Raw genomic sequence first — 18,829 nt, 5'->3', positions numbered from 1 at the left:
CCCGCATGCCATGGGCCCGCAAAATCCGCCAGAAACGTTCCAGAATCACACCATGACCGATACCGCTCCCCCTCCCTTCGTCTTCCACCAGGGCACGGCGCCACTGCTGATCTCCATGCCGCATGCGGGCACCCATGTGCCGCCCGACATCGCCGCGCGCCTGACCGAGGAAGCCCGCCACGTGCCCGACACCGACTGGCACCTGCCGCGCCTGTACGAGTTCGCCAAGGCCATGGGCGCCTCCATCCTCGTGGCCACGCATTCGCGCTATGTGGTGGACCTGAACCGTCCGCCCGATGGCGCCAGCCTCTACCCGGGCCAGAGCGTCACCGGCCTGTGCCCCGTGGACACCTTCGACGACACGCCGCTGTACGCCGACCCGGCCGATGTGCCCGCAGACGCCGAGATCGCCGCGCGCCGCGAAGCCATCTGGGGCCCGTACCACGCACAGCTGCGCGCCGAACTGGACCGCCTCAAGGCCGTGCACGGCACCGTGGCGCTGTGGGACGCGCACTCCATCCGCTCGGTGCTGCCGCGTTTCTTCGAAGGCAAGCTGCCCGACCTGAACCTGGGCACCGGCAAGGGCACGAGCTGCGCGCTGGAGCTGGCCGAGCATCTGCTGGCCATTGCGCAGACTGCGCCGGGCCACACCGCCATACTCAACGGCCGCTTCACGGGCGGCTACATCACGCGCCACTACGGCCAGCCCGAGGCCGGCATCCACGCCGTGCAGCTGGAGATGACGCAGTGCAGCTACATGCAGGAAGCCCTGCCCTTCGACTACCTGCCCGAGCGCGCCGAACAGATCCAGCCCACGCTGCAGCGCATGCTGCAGGCGGTGCTGGACTTCGTCACGACACGGCGCGTGTCCTGATCAGCCTTCGTCGTGGCAGTGGCCCGGGCAGGGTCCGCCCATGGCCACGGGCGGCGGGTCGCCCAGCCAGCGGCGCGGCCCGGGGCCATTCTGTGCGCACAGGTCGCCGGGGTTGTGCAGCACGCAGTGGCGCAGCGACAGGCAACCGCAGCCAATGCACTGGTCCAGGCTCTCGCTGAGCCGCTGCAGCTCGCCTATGCGGTCGTCCAGCCGCTGCTTCCAGACCCGCGACATCTTCTGCCAGTCCCCGCCCGTGGGGACATGGCGGCTGGGCAGCTTGGCTAGCTGCACGGCGATCTCCTCCAGCGTGAAGCCGATGCGCTGGGCGAACACCACGAAGGCGATGCGCCGCAGCGACGAGCGGTGGTAGCGCCGGTGGCCGCTGGCGCTGCGCACGGACTCGATCAGGTTCAGCGACTCGTAAAAGCGCAGCGCCGAGGCCTTGACCCCGCTGCGCTGCGCCACGTCGCCGATGCTGAGCAGCGGATCATCCTCGGTTTTCATGGTGGCTTTCCTTTGTGGCTTGACTTCAAGTTCACTTGAACTCGAAGAATGCGGCCATTCTGAGCGAAAGCGCAGGAACAGGGCAACCGGGTCTGTACCGCCCATGCGAGCGTCCTGGCCGGACTGCGAAATTCTTTGGCTGAGTGCTGCAATGACGCAGCTGCCGTTCATTCATACAGTAATGGGTCTCATTTGTATTGAATGGCATCGGCCGGAGGTTTCCATGTATATCGACAGCAGCAGCTTTCCCCTGGTCCGCATGGGCTACGAGCGCGACAAGGCCGTGCCCGTGGACCGCTTGCTGGAGGATTTCTCGGCCCTGCTGGCCCGCGGCCAGGCCTTTGTCTTCTTCAGCGACGGCGACATGTCCCAGGAGGAGCGCTCGCCCGAGGAGCGCAAGCAGGTCGTGCTGTGGATGAAGGCCCGCCGCCCCGAGCTCAAAAGCCTGGTGCGCGCCCTGGTCCACGCCGAGCCCGATGCGCGAAAGCGCGCCGAGGCCGAGGCCTTCGCACAGATGTTCGGCAAGGCCTGGGGCTATCCCATGCTGCTGGTGGCCTCCCCCGAGGAGGCGCAGCAGCGTGCACGGGAGCTGCTCGGGTCCGATTGATGACCGATTGACATGAACTGAGAGAAACACCATGAATGCCGTGGATTCAGCCCTGCTCAAAGTCCTGCCCGAGAGGTGGGACCCCGACCATGTGGACCGTCCCGTGATCGTCCTGCCCATGCGGTCGGGCCCCGGCGACTGGGGGATGAACTTCCATGCCCACCGCAAGAGCCAGCTCATGGTCACCCATGCGGGGCTGATCACGCTGGAGACCGATGCGGGCGTCTGCGTGGTGCCGCCGCGCAGCGCAGCCTGGATTCCGGGCGGCACGCTGCACCGCGTCAGCTGCAGCGGTGCGGCCAGCGGCTACGTGGTCTTTGTCGAGGCAGGGGCCGTGCGCCCCGTGCCCGGACCTTGCCATGCGCTGGCCGTCTCGCCCTTTCTCAGTGCGCTGCTGGACCGCGTGCAGGGCCTGCCGCAGGACTACGAGCCCGACAGCGGCGATGGCCGGCTCATGCAGGTGCTGCTCGACGAGATCCAGGCGGCGCAGCCCGAAGGACTGCACCTGCCCCTGCCGCACGACCGGCGCCTGCGCCGCATGACCAACGCCCTGTGCGAGCAGCCGCAGCTGCAGGCACGGCTGGCCGACTGGGCCCAGCGCATCGGCATGAGCGAGCGCAGCATGACGCGGCTGTTCCTGGCCGAGACCGGGCTTACGGTCAACCAGTGGCGCCGCCAGCTGCATGTGCTCACCGCACTGCAAAAGCTGTCCGAGGGGCTGCGCATACAGACCGTGGCAGATGCCCTGGGCTACGAGAGCGCACCCGCCTTCGTGACCATGTTCCGCAAGGCGGTGGGCACTTCGCCGCGCCGCTTCCTGGCGCTGCGCAGCGCACCCTTGGCGGGCGGCGGCGCAGGCCTCTGAGGCCTGCGGCCCCGTGAACATCACGACAGCCGCAGCCCCAGGCCCAGCAGCACGGCCACCACCATCGCAGCGGCAAAGACATCCCAGCGCCGTATGCGCCGGTAGCGCAGGAGCAGGACCAGCACGATGCCGATCAGCGTGATCAGGCGTGCCTGGAACACCGTGCCCAGCAAGAAGCAGATCACGATCTGCGTCCAGTAGGTCAGCAGGCCGGGCATCGGCGATGGGCCGGGTGCCTGGGCGTCGGGGCTCGGCGCCTGTGCGGGCTGCTGCGGCGTGTCCACGGCCGGCCGTGCGGCCGCAGCTGCCTGGGCGCGTGCGGCCTCGCGCTCTTGCAGCCGCTGTTCGCGCCGCTGCTGGTCGGTTTTCTCGATCACGGGTGCCGCCGGCTCGGCCGGCTGCCACCACGTCTTGCCGCTGGCCAGCGCAGGCGCCTGCCCGCTGGCGGCCAGACGCCGGAACTGTGCGCTTGCGGGCGGCTGCGCACGCGCCGCCGCGCGGTCCTGCCGGCTGGCCTGCAGCAGGGCATCGTTGGCGCGGTCGATGGGGCTGCGTGTGAGCTGGCGGGCCTGGCCCAGCAGCGGGCCGCCCTGCACGGGGTCGACCTGGTACACGAACTGCGCCAGTCCCAGCAATTGCGAGGGCTGGGCTGCCTGCCCCTGCCAGTGCGCCGGCTTGCCGGCGCTGGCCTGCGTGGCGCGGTGCAGGGCGGCGCGCAGGCGCCTGCGCGTCTCGCGCGATACGCCGGGCTTGTCCGCGTTCACCACCAGCCCCGTGACCTCCTGGCGGCGGCCCTTGCGCATCACGCGCTCCTTGTCGGGGTGGGGCGTGAAGCCTTCGTCGCGCAGTATCCAGCGCACGCGGCCCAGCAGCCGGCCCACGTTGTCGCGCGCGGCCTCGCCCGAGGCGGAGAAGGTCAGGTCGTCCGCATAGCGCGTGTACACAAAGCCCAGCTGCCTGGCCAGGCCCAGCAGGCGCCGGTCCAGGCGGCGGCACAGCAGGTTGGTGAGCATGGGGCTGGTGGGCGCGCCCTGGGGCAGCACGCGCTCGCGCGCCTTGCCGCCGACGAAGAGCTTCTCGCCATCCACCTGCCAGGCCTGGGCGCGGTTTTCGCTGCACAGCAGGGCCAGGAGGGTGGCCATGGCCTCGCCATAGCCCAGATGCCGGAACACGCCCTTGATGCGGCCGAAGGCAATGCTGGGAAAGAAGTCCTTCACGTCCAGGTTGATGACCACGTCGTGGCCCGCATGCGGCGCGGCATTGCTCACGATGGAGCGGCCGGCCAGGAAGCCGTGCGCGGCATCGTGCGCGGGCACCTTGGCGAGGATGTTGTCCAGCACCCAGTACTGCGCGCGCTTGAGGCGCGGCATGGGTGCGGAGATCAGCCGCTCGCCGCCGGTCTTCTTGGGCAGGGTGAACGAGTGGTAGTGGTGGGTGCGGGCCACCTCGCGGTGAAAGCCCAGGAAACGCAGCTCGGCCACGGTGATGCCCATGGCATCGGCCAGTTGCGCCGCATCGGCAAGTTCCGGCAGGCCATGCCGGGCCAGCCTTTGCGGGTCGGCCTGCCGGCGTTCCCCGGCAGCAGGCTGTGCCTCACCGGCCTGCGGTCCCTGCAGGGCAGCGGAGACGCCGGGGCCCAGATAGCCCACGTGCGTGGCCCGCTTCGCATGCCAGGCCAGCGCCTTGTCGTGGCGCTCCTGGGCCTGGCGGCGTTTGGTTTCCTCGCGCTGGGCCAGCGCCTTTTGCATGCGCTCCTTGCGCATCTGGCGCAATGCGCGCTCGGGGTTGTGGCGCACGGCGATCTGCTGGCGCAGCTCGGCCAGCTCGCGCTGCAGCTCGCCCTCGCGCTGGATGTGGGCGGCGGCCAGCTGCGGCTGTCCCTCGTCCTTGGGCCAGAAGCCCAGGCGCTGCATCTCGTCGAGGATGACTTCCTGTTTGCTAGAGGCCTTGATGCGCTCGTAGATCTCGGCGCGTGTGGGTTGCGGCTGGCTCATGCGGCCACCCCGGCAAGGCGGGCCCGGCCGCTGTGCGGCGGGCAAAGAAATGGAGCGACGCGCTTCTCGTCGAAGAGCCCGCAGGGCTCACGGGACGGGAGCTGTTCGCTCGACGCCACCCCGCGACGGTATGCGTGTTTCGCTTGTAGCAAGCCACTCAGGAAAACGCATACCGTCGCTGGGGTGGCACAGTGAAAACGGCGCCCGTGGTGCATGAAACGGCAGTTCACAAGGGTGGCGAAACACCACCCGGATTGCAAGAGCCTGCGCGTCGCTCCGCGTGGCAGTGTAGAGCAATTGAAGCGGTTCACGCGATTTCTCCTTGTCCTGCGGCCTTCATCTGCGGGCCGGTCGGCTGGCGGGCGGCATCGAGCTGGGGCTGCGCCACCAGGCGCAGCGCAATCATGTGCTCGCAGGGCCCCTGGCGCAGCCGGTACTGCTGGTAGTCGTTGCAGCTGCAGCGCGCATCGGTCAGGCGCTCGTCGGCATCGAGTTCGAGCTGGGTGTCGAACAGGCGCTTGCCGTCGGCGCGCGGGATCTGGCCGGTGATGCGGCTGAACCCGTCCTTGCGGTCGATGCGCGGCGGGGCAATGGCCTTGCCGCGCACCAGGGCCAGCGCCTTGTCTTGCTCGGGGTTGGCGGGCTGCAATTGCTGCGCCGTCAGCGGCTCGCGCAGCAGCTCGCGCCAGGCGTAGCGCCCGGCGTCCAGGTCGTAGACCGCGCGCCCGGCCTGCATCCAGCGTGTCATGGCCGTGTGCACCTGGGCAGTGGACAGGCCCGTGGCCTGGGCCAGTTCCTGCGCGCCGGCCTGCCAGCACGACTGCAGCTGCCGGCCCACGGCCTCGACCTGGGCGGGCGTGACCTCGGCCTGCGGCGCCATCAGGTGAAAGCGTGCGCTGGCGGCCCAGTCGTTGGCACTCCAGCCCGACAGGCCCAGCGTGACCGTGACCAGGCCCAGCTCGATCACCCAGAAGCTGGGCATGCCGCTGCCCAGCAGGTGCACGCGCACGCGCGTGGCCTGGGAGATCAGCCGCTCCAGCGTGAGCAGGCGGCGGCGCCCCCACAGGCGGATGGTGCCGCCGCCCGTGCCCATGGCATCGCTGACGACGTGCGAGCGCCGGGTGGCCAGGCGTTCCTCCCAGGGCTCGAAGACCACGGTGGGCGGCTGTCCCGGCGCCAGCTCGAAGCGCAGCGCGCGCGGGCCATGGCGCTCGCGCCGGGCACGCAGCCGCGCGCAGATGTTGAACAGGTCCATGGGGTGCAGCTCCAGCACGGTGGCAGGCAGGGCCATGGCGCTGGAGACCTGCACGAAGCCGCGCAGCCAGCTGTCTGGCAGGTCGATCTTTTCCTCGCGCAGCGCGGGGTCGCCGCCCACCTGCACGGCAAAGCCTGCCGGGTCCAGTGTCAGCCGCGTGTCCCGGTAGTTGCGGATCTTCTGGAATTCTTCGTAGAGGCTGGCCGAGTAATCGATGTTGGTCGTGCCGCAGATGCGCTCGCCCGCATGCTCGAAGGCCTCGTGCCGGATGCTGACCGCGCAGTAGCTCGATTCGTCCTGGCTGAAGGCCTCGAACAGCAGCCGGTCCGGGTGCACGGTGATCACGGGGTCCAGCACATACCAGGCATCGCGGTTGGCCACGAACAGCCAGTCGAAGTACTTGCGCTGGGCCTTGTAGAAGGGGGAGAGCACCTGGTTGCGGGTCTCGCGCAGGTTCTTGAGTTCGGCGCTGATTTCCTTGGCGCGCGCCTGGGCGCCGCCGGTGTCGGCCATGAAGGTGGCCAGCATTTGCGCTTCGTGCTCCTGCAGCCATTCGCGGTAGGCCGTCTTGTCGCGGCCGCGCGTGCGCAAGTCGCTGACCACCACGCTGTGCAGCGCGGACAGCCCTTCGCGCACCTGCAGGTAGGCCGGGCCGTCGCGCCGGAGCAGGCCGTCGAAGCGCGTGGGTGGGCGCAGCAGGTCGGGCGCGAAGGAGAAGGCCTGCTCGGCCGCCGTGTCGTTGACCTGCGTGCTGCCGTAGTACTGATAGCGAAATTCCATGTCCGATCGACTCCGTGCCTTGTTGCGTCGCTCAGGTTGAAGACGGGGCCTGGCCGCGCCGCTCCGCCGCCAGGGGCTGCATGAAGCTTTGCGCCAGCTGGGGATGGCGTTGCACGATGTCGCGCAGCCCGGCCACATAGTCGGGCTGGTCGGCATGGCTGGCGCTGACCACCTGCCGCGCAAAGATGGCCGCCACCACGGCGGCGGTCTCGGGCGCCTGCACCTGGCTGCGCAGGAAATGCAGCACGCGCGTCTTGCTGGCGCGCGCGCGGTGCACCTGGCTGAGCACGGCCAGGAAGTAGGGCTGCAGCTCCTGCAGGCGCGCCGCGCGCTGCGGTGCGGGCTCGTCGGGCAGGGCGAGCAGCCATTGCGTGACGAACAGCTGCACGCTGGTGGCGGGGTGCTGGGCCAGGCGCGTGAGGAAGAGGCTGGCCTCGGGCGCGCTCATGTGCTGCGCGAGCCGCTGGCGGCCCAGGGCCTGCACCCAGGGCTGGGCGTGATCGACCCAGCCGAGCAGCAGCTGCGGCGACAGGGCGCCGTCCGGCAACCGCTGGCCGAACATCTCGCGTGCGTACTGCTGCGTGTCGGCAAACAGGGCGTCGGCCAGCGGCAGCAGCTGTTCGGCCTGCTCGGGCAGGGTCCGGTCCATGGGGGTGAGCTGCGCATCGATGCTCTGGCGGCTCAAGGCGCGCACGTCGGCATCGGCATGCCGTGCCAGCGTGGACCACTGGCGCAGCGTGTAGGCCTGCAGGTCCAGCGCCTTCAGGCCCCAGGCGCCGTAGCGCTGTGCGCCCTTGGCCTGCGCCTGCAGGGCGCGCCAGATGCCCGAGGCATCGCGGGCCGGGGCCACGGCGGCCAGCGGGCCGGTGAGCAGCCGCAGCGCCGCGTCGTGCACGCCTTCGGCCTTTTCCGCGCGGAACAGCACTTCGTGCAGGCGTTCGGCGATCTGGGCGTTGCAGCGCGTGTTGTAGAGGGGGATGCCGGCCAGGCGCTCGACCAGGGGCGCTGCCGCTGCACGCAAGGCGGCATGCGGTGATACGGCGAATTCGGCCAGCATGGCGGCCTGCTCGCACAGCAGGTCATCGGCCAGGCTGCCCATGAGCCGGATGCCGCAGGCCATGCGCGCAGGTTCCTCGGACTCCAGCAGCCCGCGCAACGCCGCCGGGGGCAGGCTCCGCAGGCCCTGCGGATGCGCCAGCAGCCAGGTGGTGGCCATCTCCACCAGCGCCGTCACCGAATGCGCCAGCAGGTGGTGCAGCGGCGGGGCCGGGACGTTGGCGGCCTGCGCAGCCAGCGGGCCGTTGCCATCGAACAGCGCCTGCACGGCATCGCGGATATCGGCCAGCGCGGGGCTTTCGGCGTCCAGCGTGGGCAGCGCCGCCAGCAAGCCCAGGGCCACGGCTGCACCATCGGCATAAAACAGCAGGGCCAGGCCCTGGGTGCGCGAGCTGGCGGCCGGTGACAGCAGCAGGGCGGCCACCAGTTCGGCATCGCGCGCGGCGCCTGCGCGGTCACGCGACAGCCAGGCGCCCAGGTAGCTGGCGGCAGGCCCGTCGCCGCATTGCGCAAGCGCCAGCAGCCAGGGCCGGCGTGCCGCATCGTCGGTCAGCGAGACCATGCGCTGCTGCGCGATCTGAAGGCCCAGCGCAGCCGCCGGTGCATAGGTTTTGTGCAGCAGCGGCGCGGTGGCCGCTGCATCGAGGCCGTCCAGAAAGGCCTTCTGGTCCTGCAGGGCGCGCGTGAGCGACCACAGCAGCAGCGTGGACTGCGAACGGCCCACCAGTTGCAGCAGTTGCCCGGGGTGGGCGTCCCACATGGCCGAAAGCCCTTCCACGCGCTGCGCGGGCAGCTGCTGCAGGTCCAGCGGCTCGTCGGTGTACCAGGTGTGGGCGCGGGCCGAGGCATGCAGTTGCGGCCAGCGTGGCAACAGCAGCCGGGCGGCGAGCAGCCAGCGCGATTCGGGCAGGCGGCCGGAGCGCGAGGCAGGCTGGCCCGCGCAGCAGCGGTCCATGGCCTGGAGCAGGGCTGCGGCATGGGCGGCGCTTTCGCTGTGGTCGGCCGAGGCCATGCGCCGCAGCTGGCGCCAGCCGCGCAGGCGCAGGTACAGCGAGGTGTCGCGGCTGAAGACGGCACCCTCGTCGCGCGGGCCATCGAAGCGCGCATGCAGCACGGCCAGCAGGGCGTGGTCGCGCCGCCACTCGGCACGCTTGTGGATGCGCCGCAGGGCCGGCCACCAGGCGCGCGTGAAGGGGATGCGCTCCATCCAGGCCAGCAGCTGCTGGTGGACGGCGCCGTCGTGCGCGCCCAGCGCATCGGCCGCCAGCAGCGCCTGTGGCCCAAGTGCCTGGAAGAAGGCCTGTTCGGCCTGCGGTCCGTCCTCTTTCGGGCCGTTTTCCTGCGGGGGGATCCCGGCCCACTGCGCCTGGTACTCCTGCAGCGCCGCCTGGCGTTCCTGCGGCGCGAGCAGGGCCAGCCAGGCCTGGTGCGCCAGATCGCGCGTGGCCTCGCTGGTGCCGCGTTGCGACAGCGCCTGCAGGGCCACCGCCGCGCCGCCATCGCCCAGGCGCCCGATGAGGTAGGCCAGGCAGTAGTCGAGCAGATCGTCCCCCGTGCCCAGCAGTGCCACCAGGCGTGGAACCTGGGCATGCAGCAGGCGCTGGGCGGCGCCGCCGCGCGCGGGGTCCGCATACTCGGCCAGCCGCCACACCAGCCGGGCCTGCTGGCCCGAGGGCATCAGCCGCCAGGCGCTGCCGTCCAGGCGTTTGCACAGGGCGGAAATGGCGCCGGCCTGCAGGGCCGACTCCGGCAGGCCTGGCGGCACCGTGGCCTGTTCCCGGGCCGGGCTGGGGGAGGGCGCCGGGCCTGCTTCAGCATCCAGCTCCGCAAAGCCCTCATGGGACTGCAGCACATCGCCCGCGCCCAGGCGCTGGCGCAGGTAGGCCAGCGCGCGCTGGCGTGCAGGCTCCAGCGCCTGGGGCAAGGGGGTGAGCGTGCTGTCATCGACCTGCGCGACGACGCCGGCCTTCAATTGCGTGACCTGCAAGGTCACGACATGGCGCGCTGCGGTGGCCGTGGTGTCGCCGCCCGGCATCTCCAGGGCCAGCACCCTCACGGTGCTGATGCGTTCGTTGCGTCCCTGTGGCCGGGACAGTGTGGCGTGAGCAAGCAGATTCATGCGGCAGGCATCCAGTGCTTTTCCATGGAGGGTGTCGGCGTTCGTCGGCGTTCGTCGGCGTTTTTTGGCGGTACCTGGCGGTTCCTGGCAATGCCTGGCCGCCACCCTGGGTCAGATGGCCTTGCAGTGTAGTGGTGGCGTCCTGCAGGTGCGGCAACGCGCGTGTGTCCGTCTGTGCGCGCCTGTCCAGGTCTTCTCAGGTCGTTCCTGGTCAATTGCCGCTGCGCTTGTCCGATCCGGCCAGCGATGTCCCCGGCAAACCGTCCTCAATTTTCGTGGTGTCTTTGCGCGCGGATCTTGACTTCAAGTTCACTTGAACTTGAAGAATGCAACCCATTGTGAGCAACCGCCTGGAAGGCCTCCAGTGCCTGCGGTCCCGCCCCTTTTTCCGGCCCCGCCGCAGCCCCGGCAGCAGGGCCTTGCCCATCCCCCTCAAGGAGAGTCGATCCATGCCCGTTCTTCCACCGCCGCCGTTGCGGCGTGCCCTGTTCGGAGGCGCCCTGGCGGCGCTGGCCCTGCTTGCCGGCTGCCGCCCGCAGGCCGTGGGCGATGCCCACGCCAGCGACGGCCCGCCGCCTGCGCCCGAGGTGCTGGTGAGCGAGGTCGTGCCGGCCAGCGTGCGTGTCTGGGACGAGTTCAACGGCCGCATCGATGCCGTGGAGTCGGTCCAACTGCGCCCGCGCGTGTCGGGCTATATCGAGCGCATTGCCTTCAGCGAGGGGCAGGAGGTCAGGAAGGGCCAGTTGCTGTTCGTGATCGACCAGCGGCCCTACCGTGCCGCCCTGGCCAGCGCCGAGGCCGAGCTGGAGCGCACGCGTGCAGGCGCCGCGCTGGCCCGCACCCAGGACCAGCGCGCCCGCCAGCTGGTTGCCGAGCATGCCGTCTCGCGCGAGGAAGCCGATACGCGCGCCGGCGCCCTGGCCCAGAGCGCCGCCCAGGTGCGTGCCGCCGAGGCCGCGCTGGCGGCAGCCCGGCTCAACCTGGATTTCACCGAGGTGCGCGCGCCGGTCTCCGGCCGCGCGGGCCGCGCCCTGCTCACCGTGGGCAACCTGGCCCAGGCCGACCAGAGCGTGCTGACCACCGTGGTTTCGCAGGACCCGGTGTATGTCTACTTCGATGCGGATGAGCACAGCTTCCTGCGGCAGCAGCAGGCCGCCAAGGACACCAAGGGGCGGCCCGGCGTGCAGCGGCCCGTGCGTGTGGGGCTGGCTGGCGACGAAGGCTTTCCGCATGCGGGCAGCCTGGACTTCACCGACAACCAGCTCAACGCGGGCACGGGCACGGTGCGCATGCGCGCCCGCCTGCCCAATCCCGACCGCCTGCTGACGCCGGGCCTGTTCGCGCGTGTGCAACTGCAAGACGCGCAGGGCCTGGGCGGCGAGCGGCAGACGCTGCTGATCGACGACAAGGCCGTGCTCACCGACCAGGACCGCAAGTACGTGTATGTGGTGGGTGAGGGCAACAAGGCCGAGCGCCGTGACCTGGTGCTGGGCCGCATGGTCGATGGCCGACGCGTGGTGGACAAGGGGCTGGCAGCGGGCGACCACCTCGTGGTCGGCGGCCTGCAGCGCATCTACTACCCCGGCATGCCGATCAGCCCCAAGCCTGCGCCCGGCGACGGGCAGGCGGCGGTGGCCAAGGCGCCGGCCGTGGCCGCGCAGTGAACCGGGAAGCACCATGGACTTCTCCAAATTCTTCATAGACCGGCCGATCTTCGCGGTCGTGCTCTCCATCATCCTGTTCGCCGTGGGGCTGGTCGCGATTCCGCAGCTGCCCGTGGGCGAGTATCCCGAGGTCGTGCCGCCCAGCGTGGTGGTGCGCGCCACCTATCCGGGCGCCAATCCCAAGGAGGTCGCCGAGTCGGTGGCCGTGCCGCTGGAGGAGGCCATCAACGGCGTCGAAGGCCTGATGTACATGAAGTCGGTCGCGGCGTCCGACGGCAGCCTGCAGGTGGTCTCCACCTTCCGCCCCGACGTCGATCCCGACACGGCCGCCGTGCGCGTGCAAAACCGCGTCAGCCAGGCCCAGAGCCGTCTGCCCGAGGAGGTGCGCCAGTTCGGCGTGACCACGCAAAAGCAGTCGTCCACGCCGCTGATGTACGTGGGCCTGGTCTCCCAGGACGGCCAGCATGACGCGCTGTACCTGCGCAACTACGTCACGCTCAAGATCAAGGACGTGCTGGCACGCATTCCGGGCATTGGCGACGTGGGCATCTACGGCGCGGGCGACTACGCCATGCGCGTGTGGCTGGACCCGGACAAGGTGGCCGCGCGCCAGCTCACGGCGCCCGAGGTGATTGCCGCCATCCGCGAGCAGAACATCCAGGTCTCGGCCGGGCAGTTGGGCGCGCAGCCCAGTCCGCAGAGCGCGGACAAGCTGCTGTCCATCAACGTGCGCGGGCGGCTGAAGACGCCCGAGGAATTCGGCAGCATTGTGCTCAAGGGCGGCGCGGACGGCCAGGTCGTGCGCCTGGCCGACGTGGCGCGCATCGAGCTGGGCGCCAGCGACTACACGCTGCGCTCGTGGAGCGACAAGAAGAACATGGCGGCCGTCGGCATCTTCCTGTCGCCCGGCGCCAATGCGCTGGGCGTGGCCGAGCAGGTCTACGCGGCCATGGACAAGCTGTCCCAGGACCTGCCCGAGGGCGTGGCCTTCGAGACGGTCTGGGACCCCACGGTCTTCGTGCGCGACTCCATCAAGGCGGTGCAGAGCACGCTGATCGAGGCCGTCATCCTCGTGGTGCTGGTGGTCATCGTCTTCCTGCAGACCTGGCGCGCCTCCATCATTCCGCTGCTGGCCGTGCCCGTGTCCATCGTCGGCACCTTCGCGGGGCTGTACCTGCTGGGCTACTCCATCAACACGCTGACCCTGTTCGGCCTGGTGCTGGCCATCGGCATCGTGGTGGACGACGCCATCGTGGTGGTGGAGAACGTGGAGCGCTACATCGAGGAAGGGCACACGCCCCTGGAGGCGGCGCACCTGGCGATGAAGGAGGTCTCGGGCCCCATCATCGCCATCGCCCTGGTGCTGTGCGCGGTCTTCGTGCCCATGGCCTTTCTCAGCGGCGTGACGGGTCAGTTCTACAAGCAGTTCGCCGTGACGATTGCCATCTCCACGGTGATCTCGGCCATCAACTCGCTGACGCTGTCGCCCGCACTGGCGGCCAAGCTGCTGCAGCCGCGCGGCGCGCCGCGCGATCCGCTGGCGCGCGGGCTGGACCGCAGCCTGGGCTGGCTCTTCCGGCCCTTCAACCGCTTCTTCGACCGCAGTGCCCACGGCTACCAGAACTCGGTGGGGCATTCGCTGCGCCGCCGGGGCCTGGTGTTCGCGGTCTATGCGGCGCTGCTGGCGGGCACGGCCGTGCTGTTCCAGGCCGTGCCGGGCGGCTTCATTCCGCTGCAGGACAAGCTGTACCTGTTCGGCGGCGCCAAGCTGCCCGAGGGGGCTTCGCTGAACCGCACGGATGCGGTCACGCGCCAGATGGTCGATGCCGCCAAAAGCGTGGAAGGCGTGGACATGGTCGCCGCCTTCGCGGGCTTCAACGCGCTGCAGTCCACCACCACGCCCAACCTGACCAGCGCCTACATCATGCTCAAGCCCTTCGGCGAGCGCACGCGCAGCGCCGAGGCCATCAATGCCGAGCTGGGCGCGAAGTTCTCGCAGATCGAGGGCGGCTTCGCCTATGCGCTGATGCCCCCGCCCATCCAGGGCCTGGGCAACGGCTCGGGCTACTCGCTGTTCCTGCAGGACCGCGCGGGCCTGGGCTACGCGGCGCTGCAGCAGGCGCTGCAGGCCTTCCAGGCCGAGATCGCCAAAACGCCGGGCATGACCTACCCGGTCAGCAGCTACCAGTCCAACATCCCGCAGCTGGAAGTCAAGGTGGACCGCACCAAGGCCAAGGCCCAGGGCGTGGCGCTGACCGACCTGTTCCAGACGCTGCAGGCCTACCTGGGATCGGTCTACGTCAACGACTTCAACGCCTTCGGCCGCGTCTGGCGCGTGATGCTGCAGGCCGACGCGGACCACCGCCAGACCGTGGAGGACATCGCCAGTCTGCGCACGCGCAATGCGCGCGGCGAGATGGTGCCCATAGGCTCCATGGTCACCGTGGTGCCCAGCTTCGGGCCCGACCCGGTGCTGCGCTACAACGGCTTCCCGGCGGCCGATCTGATCGGCGACTCCGACCCGCGCGTGCTGTCCTCGGGCGAGGTGCTGGCCAAGCTCCAGGAGATCGCGCAGCGCACGCTGCCGCGCGGCATCGAGCTGGCCTGGACCGACCTGAGCTACCAGCAGGTGGAGCAGAGCAACGCCGCGGCCGTGGTCTTCGCCATTGCCGTGATGCTGGTCTTCCTGGTGCTGGCCGCGCTCTACGAAAGCTGGACGCTGCCGCTGGCCGTGATCCTCATCGTGCCCGTGTGCATCTGCGCGGCGCTGTTCGGCGTCTGGCTGGCCGGCGGCGACAACAACGTCTTCGTGCAGGTGGGGCTGGTGGTGCTGATGGGGCTGGCCTGCAAGAACGCCATCCTGATCGTGGAATTCGCACGCGAGCTGGAGCTGCGCGGCGTGGGCATCGTCGATGCCGCGCTGCAGGCCTGCCGCCTGCGGCTGCGGCCCATCGTCATGACCTCGATCGCCTTCATCGCGGGGGCCGTGCCCCTGCTCATCGGTGGCGGCGCGGGCAGCGAGGTGCGCGCGGCCACGGGCGTGACGGTGTTCTCGGGAATGCTGGGCGTGACCCTGTTCGGCCTGTTCCTCACGCCGGTGTTCTACGTCACGCTGCGCCGGCTTTCGGGCCGCGCGCTGACGGGGCATGCGCCTGCGCATTCCACCGGGCCTGCCCAGCCCGCCTCCCTGGAGTCCCCACATGCCTGAGATACGCAAGTCCCTGAGCCGCCACGCGCTGGCGCTGGCATCCGCCGCCCTGGTGGGCGGCTGCGCGGTCGGCCCCGACTTCAAGGCGCCTGCGGCGCCGCGGGCCGCAGCGCAGTTCGCGCGGGCCGAGCCTGCACCGGCCACCCCGCAGGCCGAGCCCGACGCCGCCTTCTGGCGCCAGTTCCAGGACCCGCAGCTGACGCAGCTGGTGGAGCGCGCGCTGGGCGACAACCAGGACCTGCAGGTGGCGCTGGCGCGGCTGGACGGTGCCCAGGCGCTGCTGCGCGAAAGCCGCTTCGACCAGCTGCCCACGGTCACGATGTCGGGCCGGGCCACGCAGCAAAAGCTCAGCGAGAGCGAGGCCTTCTATGGCCCGCGCAGCCAGCGCAGCTACACCGCCGGATTGGCCGCCAGCTGGGAGATCGACGTGTTCGGCCGCGTGAGGCGCAGCATCGAGGCGCGGCATGCCGACCTGCGCGCCGATGCGGCCGACCTGGCGGCCCTGCAGGTGGCCATTGCGGCCCAGGTGGCGGGCAGCTACGCCGACCTGCGCGGCTGGCAGCAGCGCCTTGCCTTGGCGCAGGCCAACGCGGCCAACCAGCAGGACACGCTGCGCCTGGTGCAGCTGCGCCTGGCGCACGGCAGCGGCACCGAGTTCGATCTGGCGCGCGCCCAGGCCCAGCTGGAGGCCACGCGCTCGCGCATTCCCGCGCTGCAGGCGCAGATCGCCATGGCGCAGCACCGGCTGGCCGTGCTCACGGGCCAGGTGCCCGAGGCGCTGATTGCCGCGCTGGATGTGCCTGCTGCCCTGCCGCAGCTGCCGCCGGCCATCGACCCCGGCACGCCGGCCGGCCTGCTGCGCCGGCGCCCGGACGTGGCCGTGGCCGAGGCACGGCTGCATGCGGCCACGGCACGCATCGGCGTGGCCACGGCCGACCTGTTCCCGCGCCTGTCGCTGGGTGGGCTGCTGGGCAGCACGGCATTGCACGGCGGCGCGCTGTTCGAGGGCGCCAGTGCCCGCAGCAGCGTGTTCCTGGGCGTGGACTGGTCCTTTCTTGATGTGGGCCGCGTGCGGGCGCGCATCGCGGCCAGCGAGGCCGGCGCCCAGGCCGCGCTCGCGCAGTACCAGCAGACCGTGCTGCTGGCGCTGGAGGACACGGAGAACGCCCTGGTGCGCCTGCAGCGCACGCGCAGCGAAGACGCCCACCTGGCGCAGGCCGCCGAGCAGCGCCAGCGTGCCGAACAACTGGCGCAGCGCCGCTACCAGCTGGGCAGCGTGGGCCTGTACGAAGTGCTGGATGCGCAGCGCGACCTGTATGCGGCCCAGGACGCGGCCGCCGACAGCCGTGCGCGCGGCCTGCGCGCCGCCGTGGCGCTGTATCAGGCCCTGGCCGGTGGCTGGGACGGAAAGCTGCCGCCGGCCTGAGCGTGCGGCGCGCATTGCCACAAGGGACGGCCAGGCGCCGTCCCTTTTTTCTTGTGCGGCGCCCCCGGTGAAAACCACGAGGACCAGGGGCTTGCCTCATTTTTTTCTTATTGGATAATTTTCTCATTGGAAAAAAATGGAGCGATGGATGATGGAAAGCCAGGTTCTGGATTTCGCGGTGATCGGTGGCGGCATGGCCGGTGCCTCGGTGGCCTGGCGGCTGGCCGGGGGTGGCGCCTCGGTGGTGGTGCTGGAACGCGAGCCGCAGCCCGGATACCACGCCACGGGCCGCTCGGCCGCCATGTTCATGGAGAGCTACGGCACCGCGCAGATACGCGCGCTGACACGCGCCAGCCGTGGCTTCTACAGCGCGCCGCCCGAAGGTTTTTGCGAGCACGCGCTGCTGCAGCCGCGCAGCGTGCTCTACATAGGAACGGCCGGCCAGGAACCCCAGCTGGACGAGGCCCTGGCCATGTACCGCCGCGACGGCCTGCGCGCCGAGCGCATCGACGCGCGCCAGGCCTGCGCCCTGGTGCCCTGCCTGCAGGAGAGCCTGCTCGTGGGCGCCGTGCATGACCTGGACGCCATGGACATCGACGTGGCCGAACTGCACCAGGGCTTTCTGCGCGGCATGGCGCGTGCCGGTGCGCGGCTGCGCTGCGGCGCCGAACTGTCCGGCGCCGAGCGTGAGGTGGATGGTGATGGCCAGGGCCTGTGGACCCTGGTGCTGCAGGACGGGTCGCAGGTCCGCGCCCGCGCCGTGGTCAATGCCGCAGGCGCCTGGGCCGATGCCGTGGCCCGGCTGTGCGGCGCGCGGCCGCTGGGCATCGAGCCCCGGCGCCGCTCGGCCTTCACCTTTGCCGCACCCGAGGGCGAGGACATCCACGGCTGGCCTGCCGTGATCGGCGTGGACGAGAGCTTCTACTTCAAGCCCGATGCAGGCCAGTTGCTGGGCTCGCCCGCCAATGCCGATCCCGTGCCGCCGCACGACGTGGTGGCCGAGGAGCTGGACGTGGCCATGGGCATAGACCGCATCGAGACACTGACCCGCCTGCGCATACGCCGGCCGCGCCATGTCTGGGCCGGGCTGCGCAGCTTTGCGCCCGACGACGACTTCGTGATCGGCTGGGATGCGCAGCGCGAGGGCTTTTTCTGGCTGGCCGGGCAGGGCGGCTACGGCATACAGACGGCAGCCGGCGCCTCGGCCGCCGCGGCCGCGCTGCTGATGCGCGAGCCGCTGCCCGCCGAGCTGCTGGCCCAAGGCGTCGATGCCCTGCGGCTGAGTCCGGCGCGCTTCGCGGCCTGACCCGTCATCGCTTTTTCACCTTTTCAGCCCTCGCAACACACAACAATCCAAGGAGACAGGCATGGGTGCATTCAAGGAAGTGAGCAGGATTGCCGGCGCCTTCGTCGGCGTCATCGTCGGGGCGGGCTTCGCCTCGGGGCAGGAGATATTGCAGTTCTTCGCGGGCTTTGGCGCCATCGGCCTGGCAGGCTGCCTGGTGGCGGCCCTGGCCTTCGTCTTCCTGTCCATGGCGTTCTCCACCATGGGCCAGCGCCTGCAGGCTGGCTCGCACAAGGAAGTGGTGCAGGCCCTGCTGGGCCGGCATGTGGGCATGGTGTTCGATGTGCTGATCACCTTCTTCCTGTTTGCCATCACGGTGGTCATGCTGGCGGGCGCGGGCTCGCTGCTGCACCAGTGGCTGGGCCTGCCCGAGGTCTGGGGCAGCGTGCTGGCCACCGTCGCCACGGTGCTCATCGTCTGCCTGGACGTGGGCCGGGTGATCGCCTTCATCGGCGCCGTCACGCCGCTGCTGGTGTTCATGACCGTGGTGGTCGCCGGCTACGTGCTGCTGACGCCCCACGGCGACATGGCCGCGCTGGAGGCCGCCGCCGCCTCCCAGCCCCGGGGCGCGGGCCACTGGCTGGTGGCGGCGCTGCTCTATGTCTCCTACAACGTGGTGGCGGGCATGCCCTTCCTGGTGATCATGGGCGGGCAGGCCAGCTCGCGCCGCGTGGCGCTGTGGGGCGGCGTGGCGGGCGGGCTGCTGCTGGGCCTGCTGATGCTGATGATCGCGGCCGCGATGTACTGGCGCATGGACACGCTGGGCGGCCTGTCCATGCCCATGCTGTCGCTGGCCACGCAGATCTCGCCCTGGCTGGGGCACCTGATGTCGCTGGTCATCTTCGGCATGATCCTCAACACGGCCGTGGGCATGCTCTATGCCTTCGTGGCCCGCATCCTGCCGGCCGGCACGCCGCGTTTTCGCTGGGGCACGGGCGTGGCGGGCGTGCTGGCCCTGGGCGGCAGCTTCGCGGGCTTCATCACGCTGGTGGGCATGGTCTACCCGGTCTATGGCTACATCGGCTTCGCCCTCATGGCCTGCGCGCTGGTGGGCTGGCTGCGCATGGGCCGCAGGCAGGCGCCCGGGGCCGGCCTGCGCGGCGCCTGACGGCCGGGCCTGACCCTAGAATCG

At 70.4% G+C, this 18,829-nt stretch carries 12 protein-coding genes; 8 read left to right on the top strand and 4 right to left on the bottom strand.

Going from position 1 to position 18,829, the window contains the following annotated elements; genetic code table 11:
• The first annotated feature begins 10 nt into the window (after positions 1-10).
• On the top strand, positions 11-874 hold the full coding sequence (gene hutG / locus IAE24_RS02415) for an N-formylglutamate deformylase (RefSeq protein ID WP_051941033.1): 864 nt from the start codon (positions 11-13) through the stop codon (positions 872-874).
• Here the strand turns inward: hutG and soxR are convergent, their stop codons facing one another.
• Entirely contained in the window at positions 875-1,378 is a 504-nt protein-coding gene (soxR, locus tag IAE24_RS02410) for a redox-sensitive transcriptional activator SoxR (RefSeq protein ID WP_088166487.1), read from the bottom strand.
• 223 nt (positions 1,379-1,601) lie between these two features.
• Between soxR and IAE24_RS02405 the strand changes: the two genes are divergently transcribed.
• Both IAE24_RS02405 and IAE24_RS02400 read left to right on the top strand, forming a co-directional pair.
• Entirely contained in the window at positions 1,602-1,985 is a 384-nt protein-coding gene (locus IAE24_RS02405) for a hypothetical protein (RefSeq protein WP_199958812.1), read from the top strand.
• A gap of 31 nt (positions 1,986-2,016) precedes the next feature.
• Positions 2,017-2,850 carry a helix-turn-helix domain-containing protein gene (locus IAE24_RS02400; protein ID WP_013800053.1) on the top strand — a complete coding sequence of 278 codons (834 nt, stop codon included), beginning with the start codon at positions 2,017-2,019 and terminating at the stop codon, positions 2,848-2,850.
• A gap of 20 nt (positions 2,851-2,870) precedes the next feature.
• On the opposite strand, the gene IAE24_RS02395 is transcribed toward IAE24_RS02400, so the two are convergent.
• From IAE24_RS02395 to IAE24_RS02385, 3 genes are all read right to left on the bottom strand, one after another.
• Positions 2,871-4,844, bottom strand: coding sequence for a reverse transcriptase family protein (locus IAE24_RS02395; protein ID WP_199958814.1), 1,974 nt, complete (start codon positions 4,842-4,844; stop codon positions 2,871-2,873).
• Positions 4,845-5,151: 307 nt separating this feature from the next.
• Positions 5,152-6,879 (bottom strand): SWIM zinc finger family protein, encoded by a 1,728-nt coding sequence (locus tag IAE24_RS02390; RefSeq protein ID WP_199958816.1) that lies wholly within the window; start codon positions 6,877-6,879, stop codon positions 5,152-5,154.
• 31 nt (positions 6,880-6,910) lie between these two features.
• Positions 6,911-10,054 (bottom strand): hypothetical protein, encoded by a 3,144-nt coding sequence (locus IAE24_RS02385; protein ID WP_199958817.1) that lies wholly within the window; start codon positions 10,052-10,054, stop codon positions 6,911-6,913.
• 449 nt (positions 10,055-10,503) lie between these two features.
• Here IAE24_RS02385 and IAE24_RS02380 point away from each other — a divergent pair, with 449 nt between their 5' ends.
• The 5 genes from IAE24_RS02380 (at position 10,504) to IAE24_RS02360 (ending at position 18,805) form a co-directional block, all read left to right on the top strand.
• Complete coding sequence (locus IAE24_RS02380; RefSeq protein ID WP_199958819.1) at positions 10,504-11,718, top strand: efflux RND transporter periplasmic adaptor subunit; 1,215 nt, start codon at positions 10,504-10,506, stop codon at positions 11,716-11,718.
• 13 nt (positions 11,719-11,731) lie between these two features.
• A complete protein-coding gene (locus tag IAE24_RS02375; RefSeq protein ID WP_034397640.1) occupies positions 11,732-14,926 on the top strand; it encodes an efflux RND transporter permease subunit in 3,195 nt (1,064 codons plus the stop codon).
• On the top strand, positions 14,919-16,352 hold the full coding sequence (locus IAE24_RS02370) for an efflux transporter outer membrane subunit (protein WP_043823460.1): 1,434 nt from the start codon (positions 14,919-14,921) through the stop codon (positions 16,350-16,352). Before IAE24_RS02375 ends, IAE24_RS02370 begins: the two co-directional genes overlap by 8 nt.
• A gap of 151 nt (positions 16,353-16,503) precedes the next feature.
• Positions 16,504-17,658, top strand: a complete 1,155-nt coding sequence (locus IAE24_RS02365) for an NAD(P)/FAD-dependent oxidoreductase (RefSeq protein WP_013800060.1) — start codon at positions 16,504-16,506, stop codon at positions 17,656-17,658.
• Between the two features lie 61 nt (positions 17,659-17,719).
• Positions 17,720-18,805 (top strand): YkvI family membrane protein, encoded by a 1,086-nt coding sequence (locus tag IAE24_RS02360; protein ID WP_012202106.1) that lies wholly within the window; start codon positions 17,720-17,722, stop codon positions 18,803-18,805.
• Positions 18,806-18,829: the final 24 nt, after the last annotated feature.

The sequence above is a fragment of the Delftia sp. S65 genome (genome assembly GCF_016516495.1).
Taxonomy (GTDB): Bacteria; Pseudomonadota; Gammaproteobacteria; order Burkholderiales; family Burkholderiaceae_C; genus Comamonas; species Comamonas acidovorans.
Note: the sequence above shows the minus strand (reverse complement) of the source record. Positions and strands in the feature narration are given on the sequence as shown.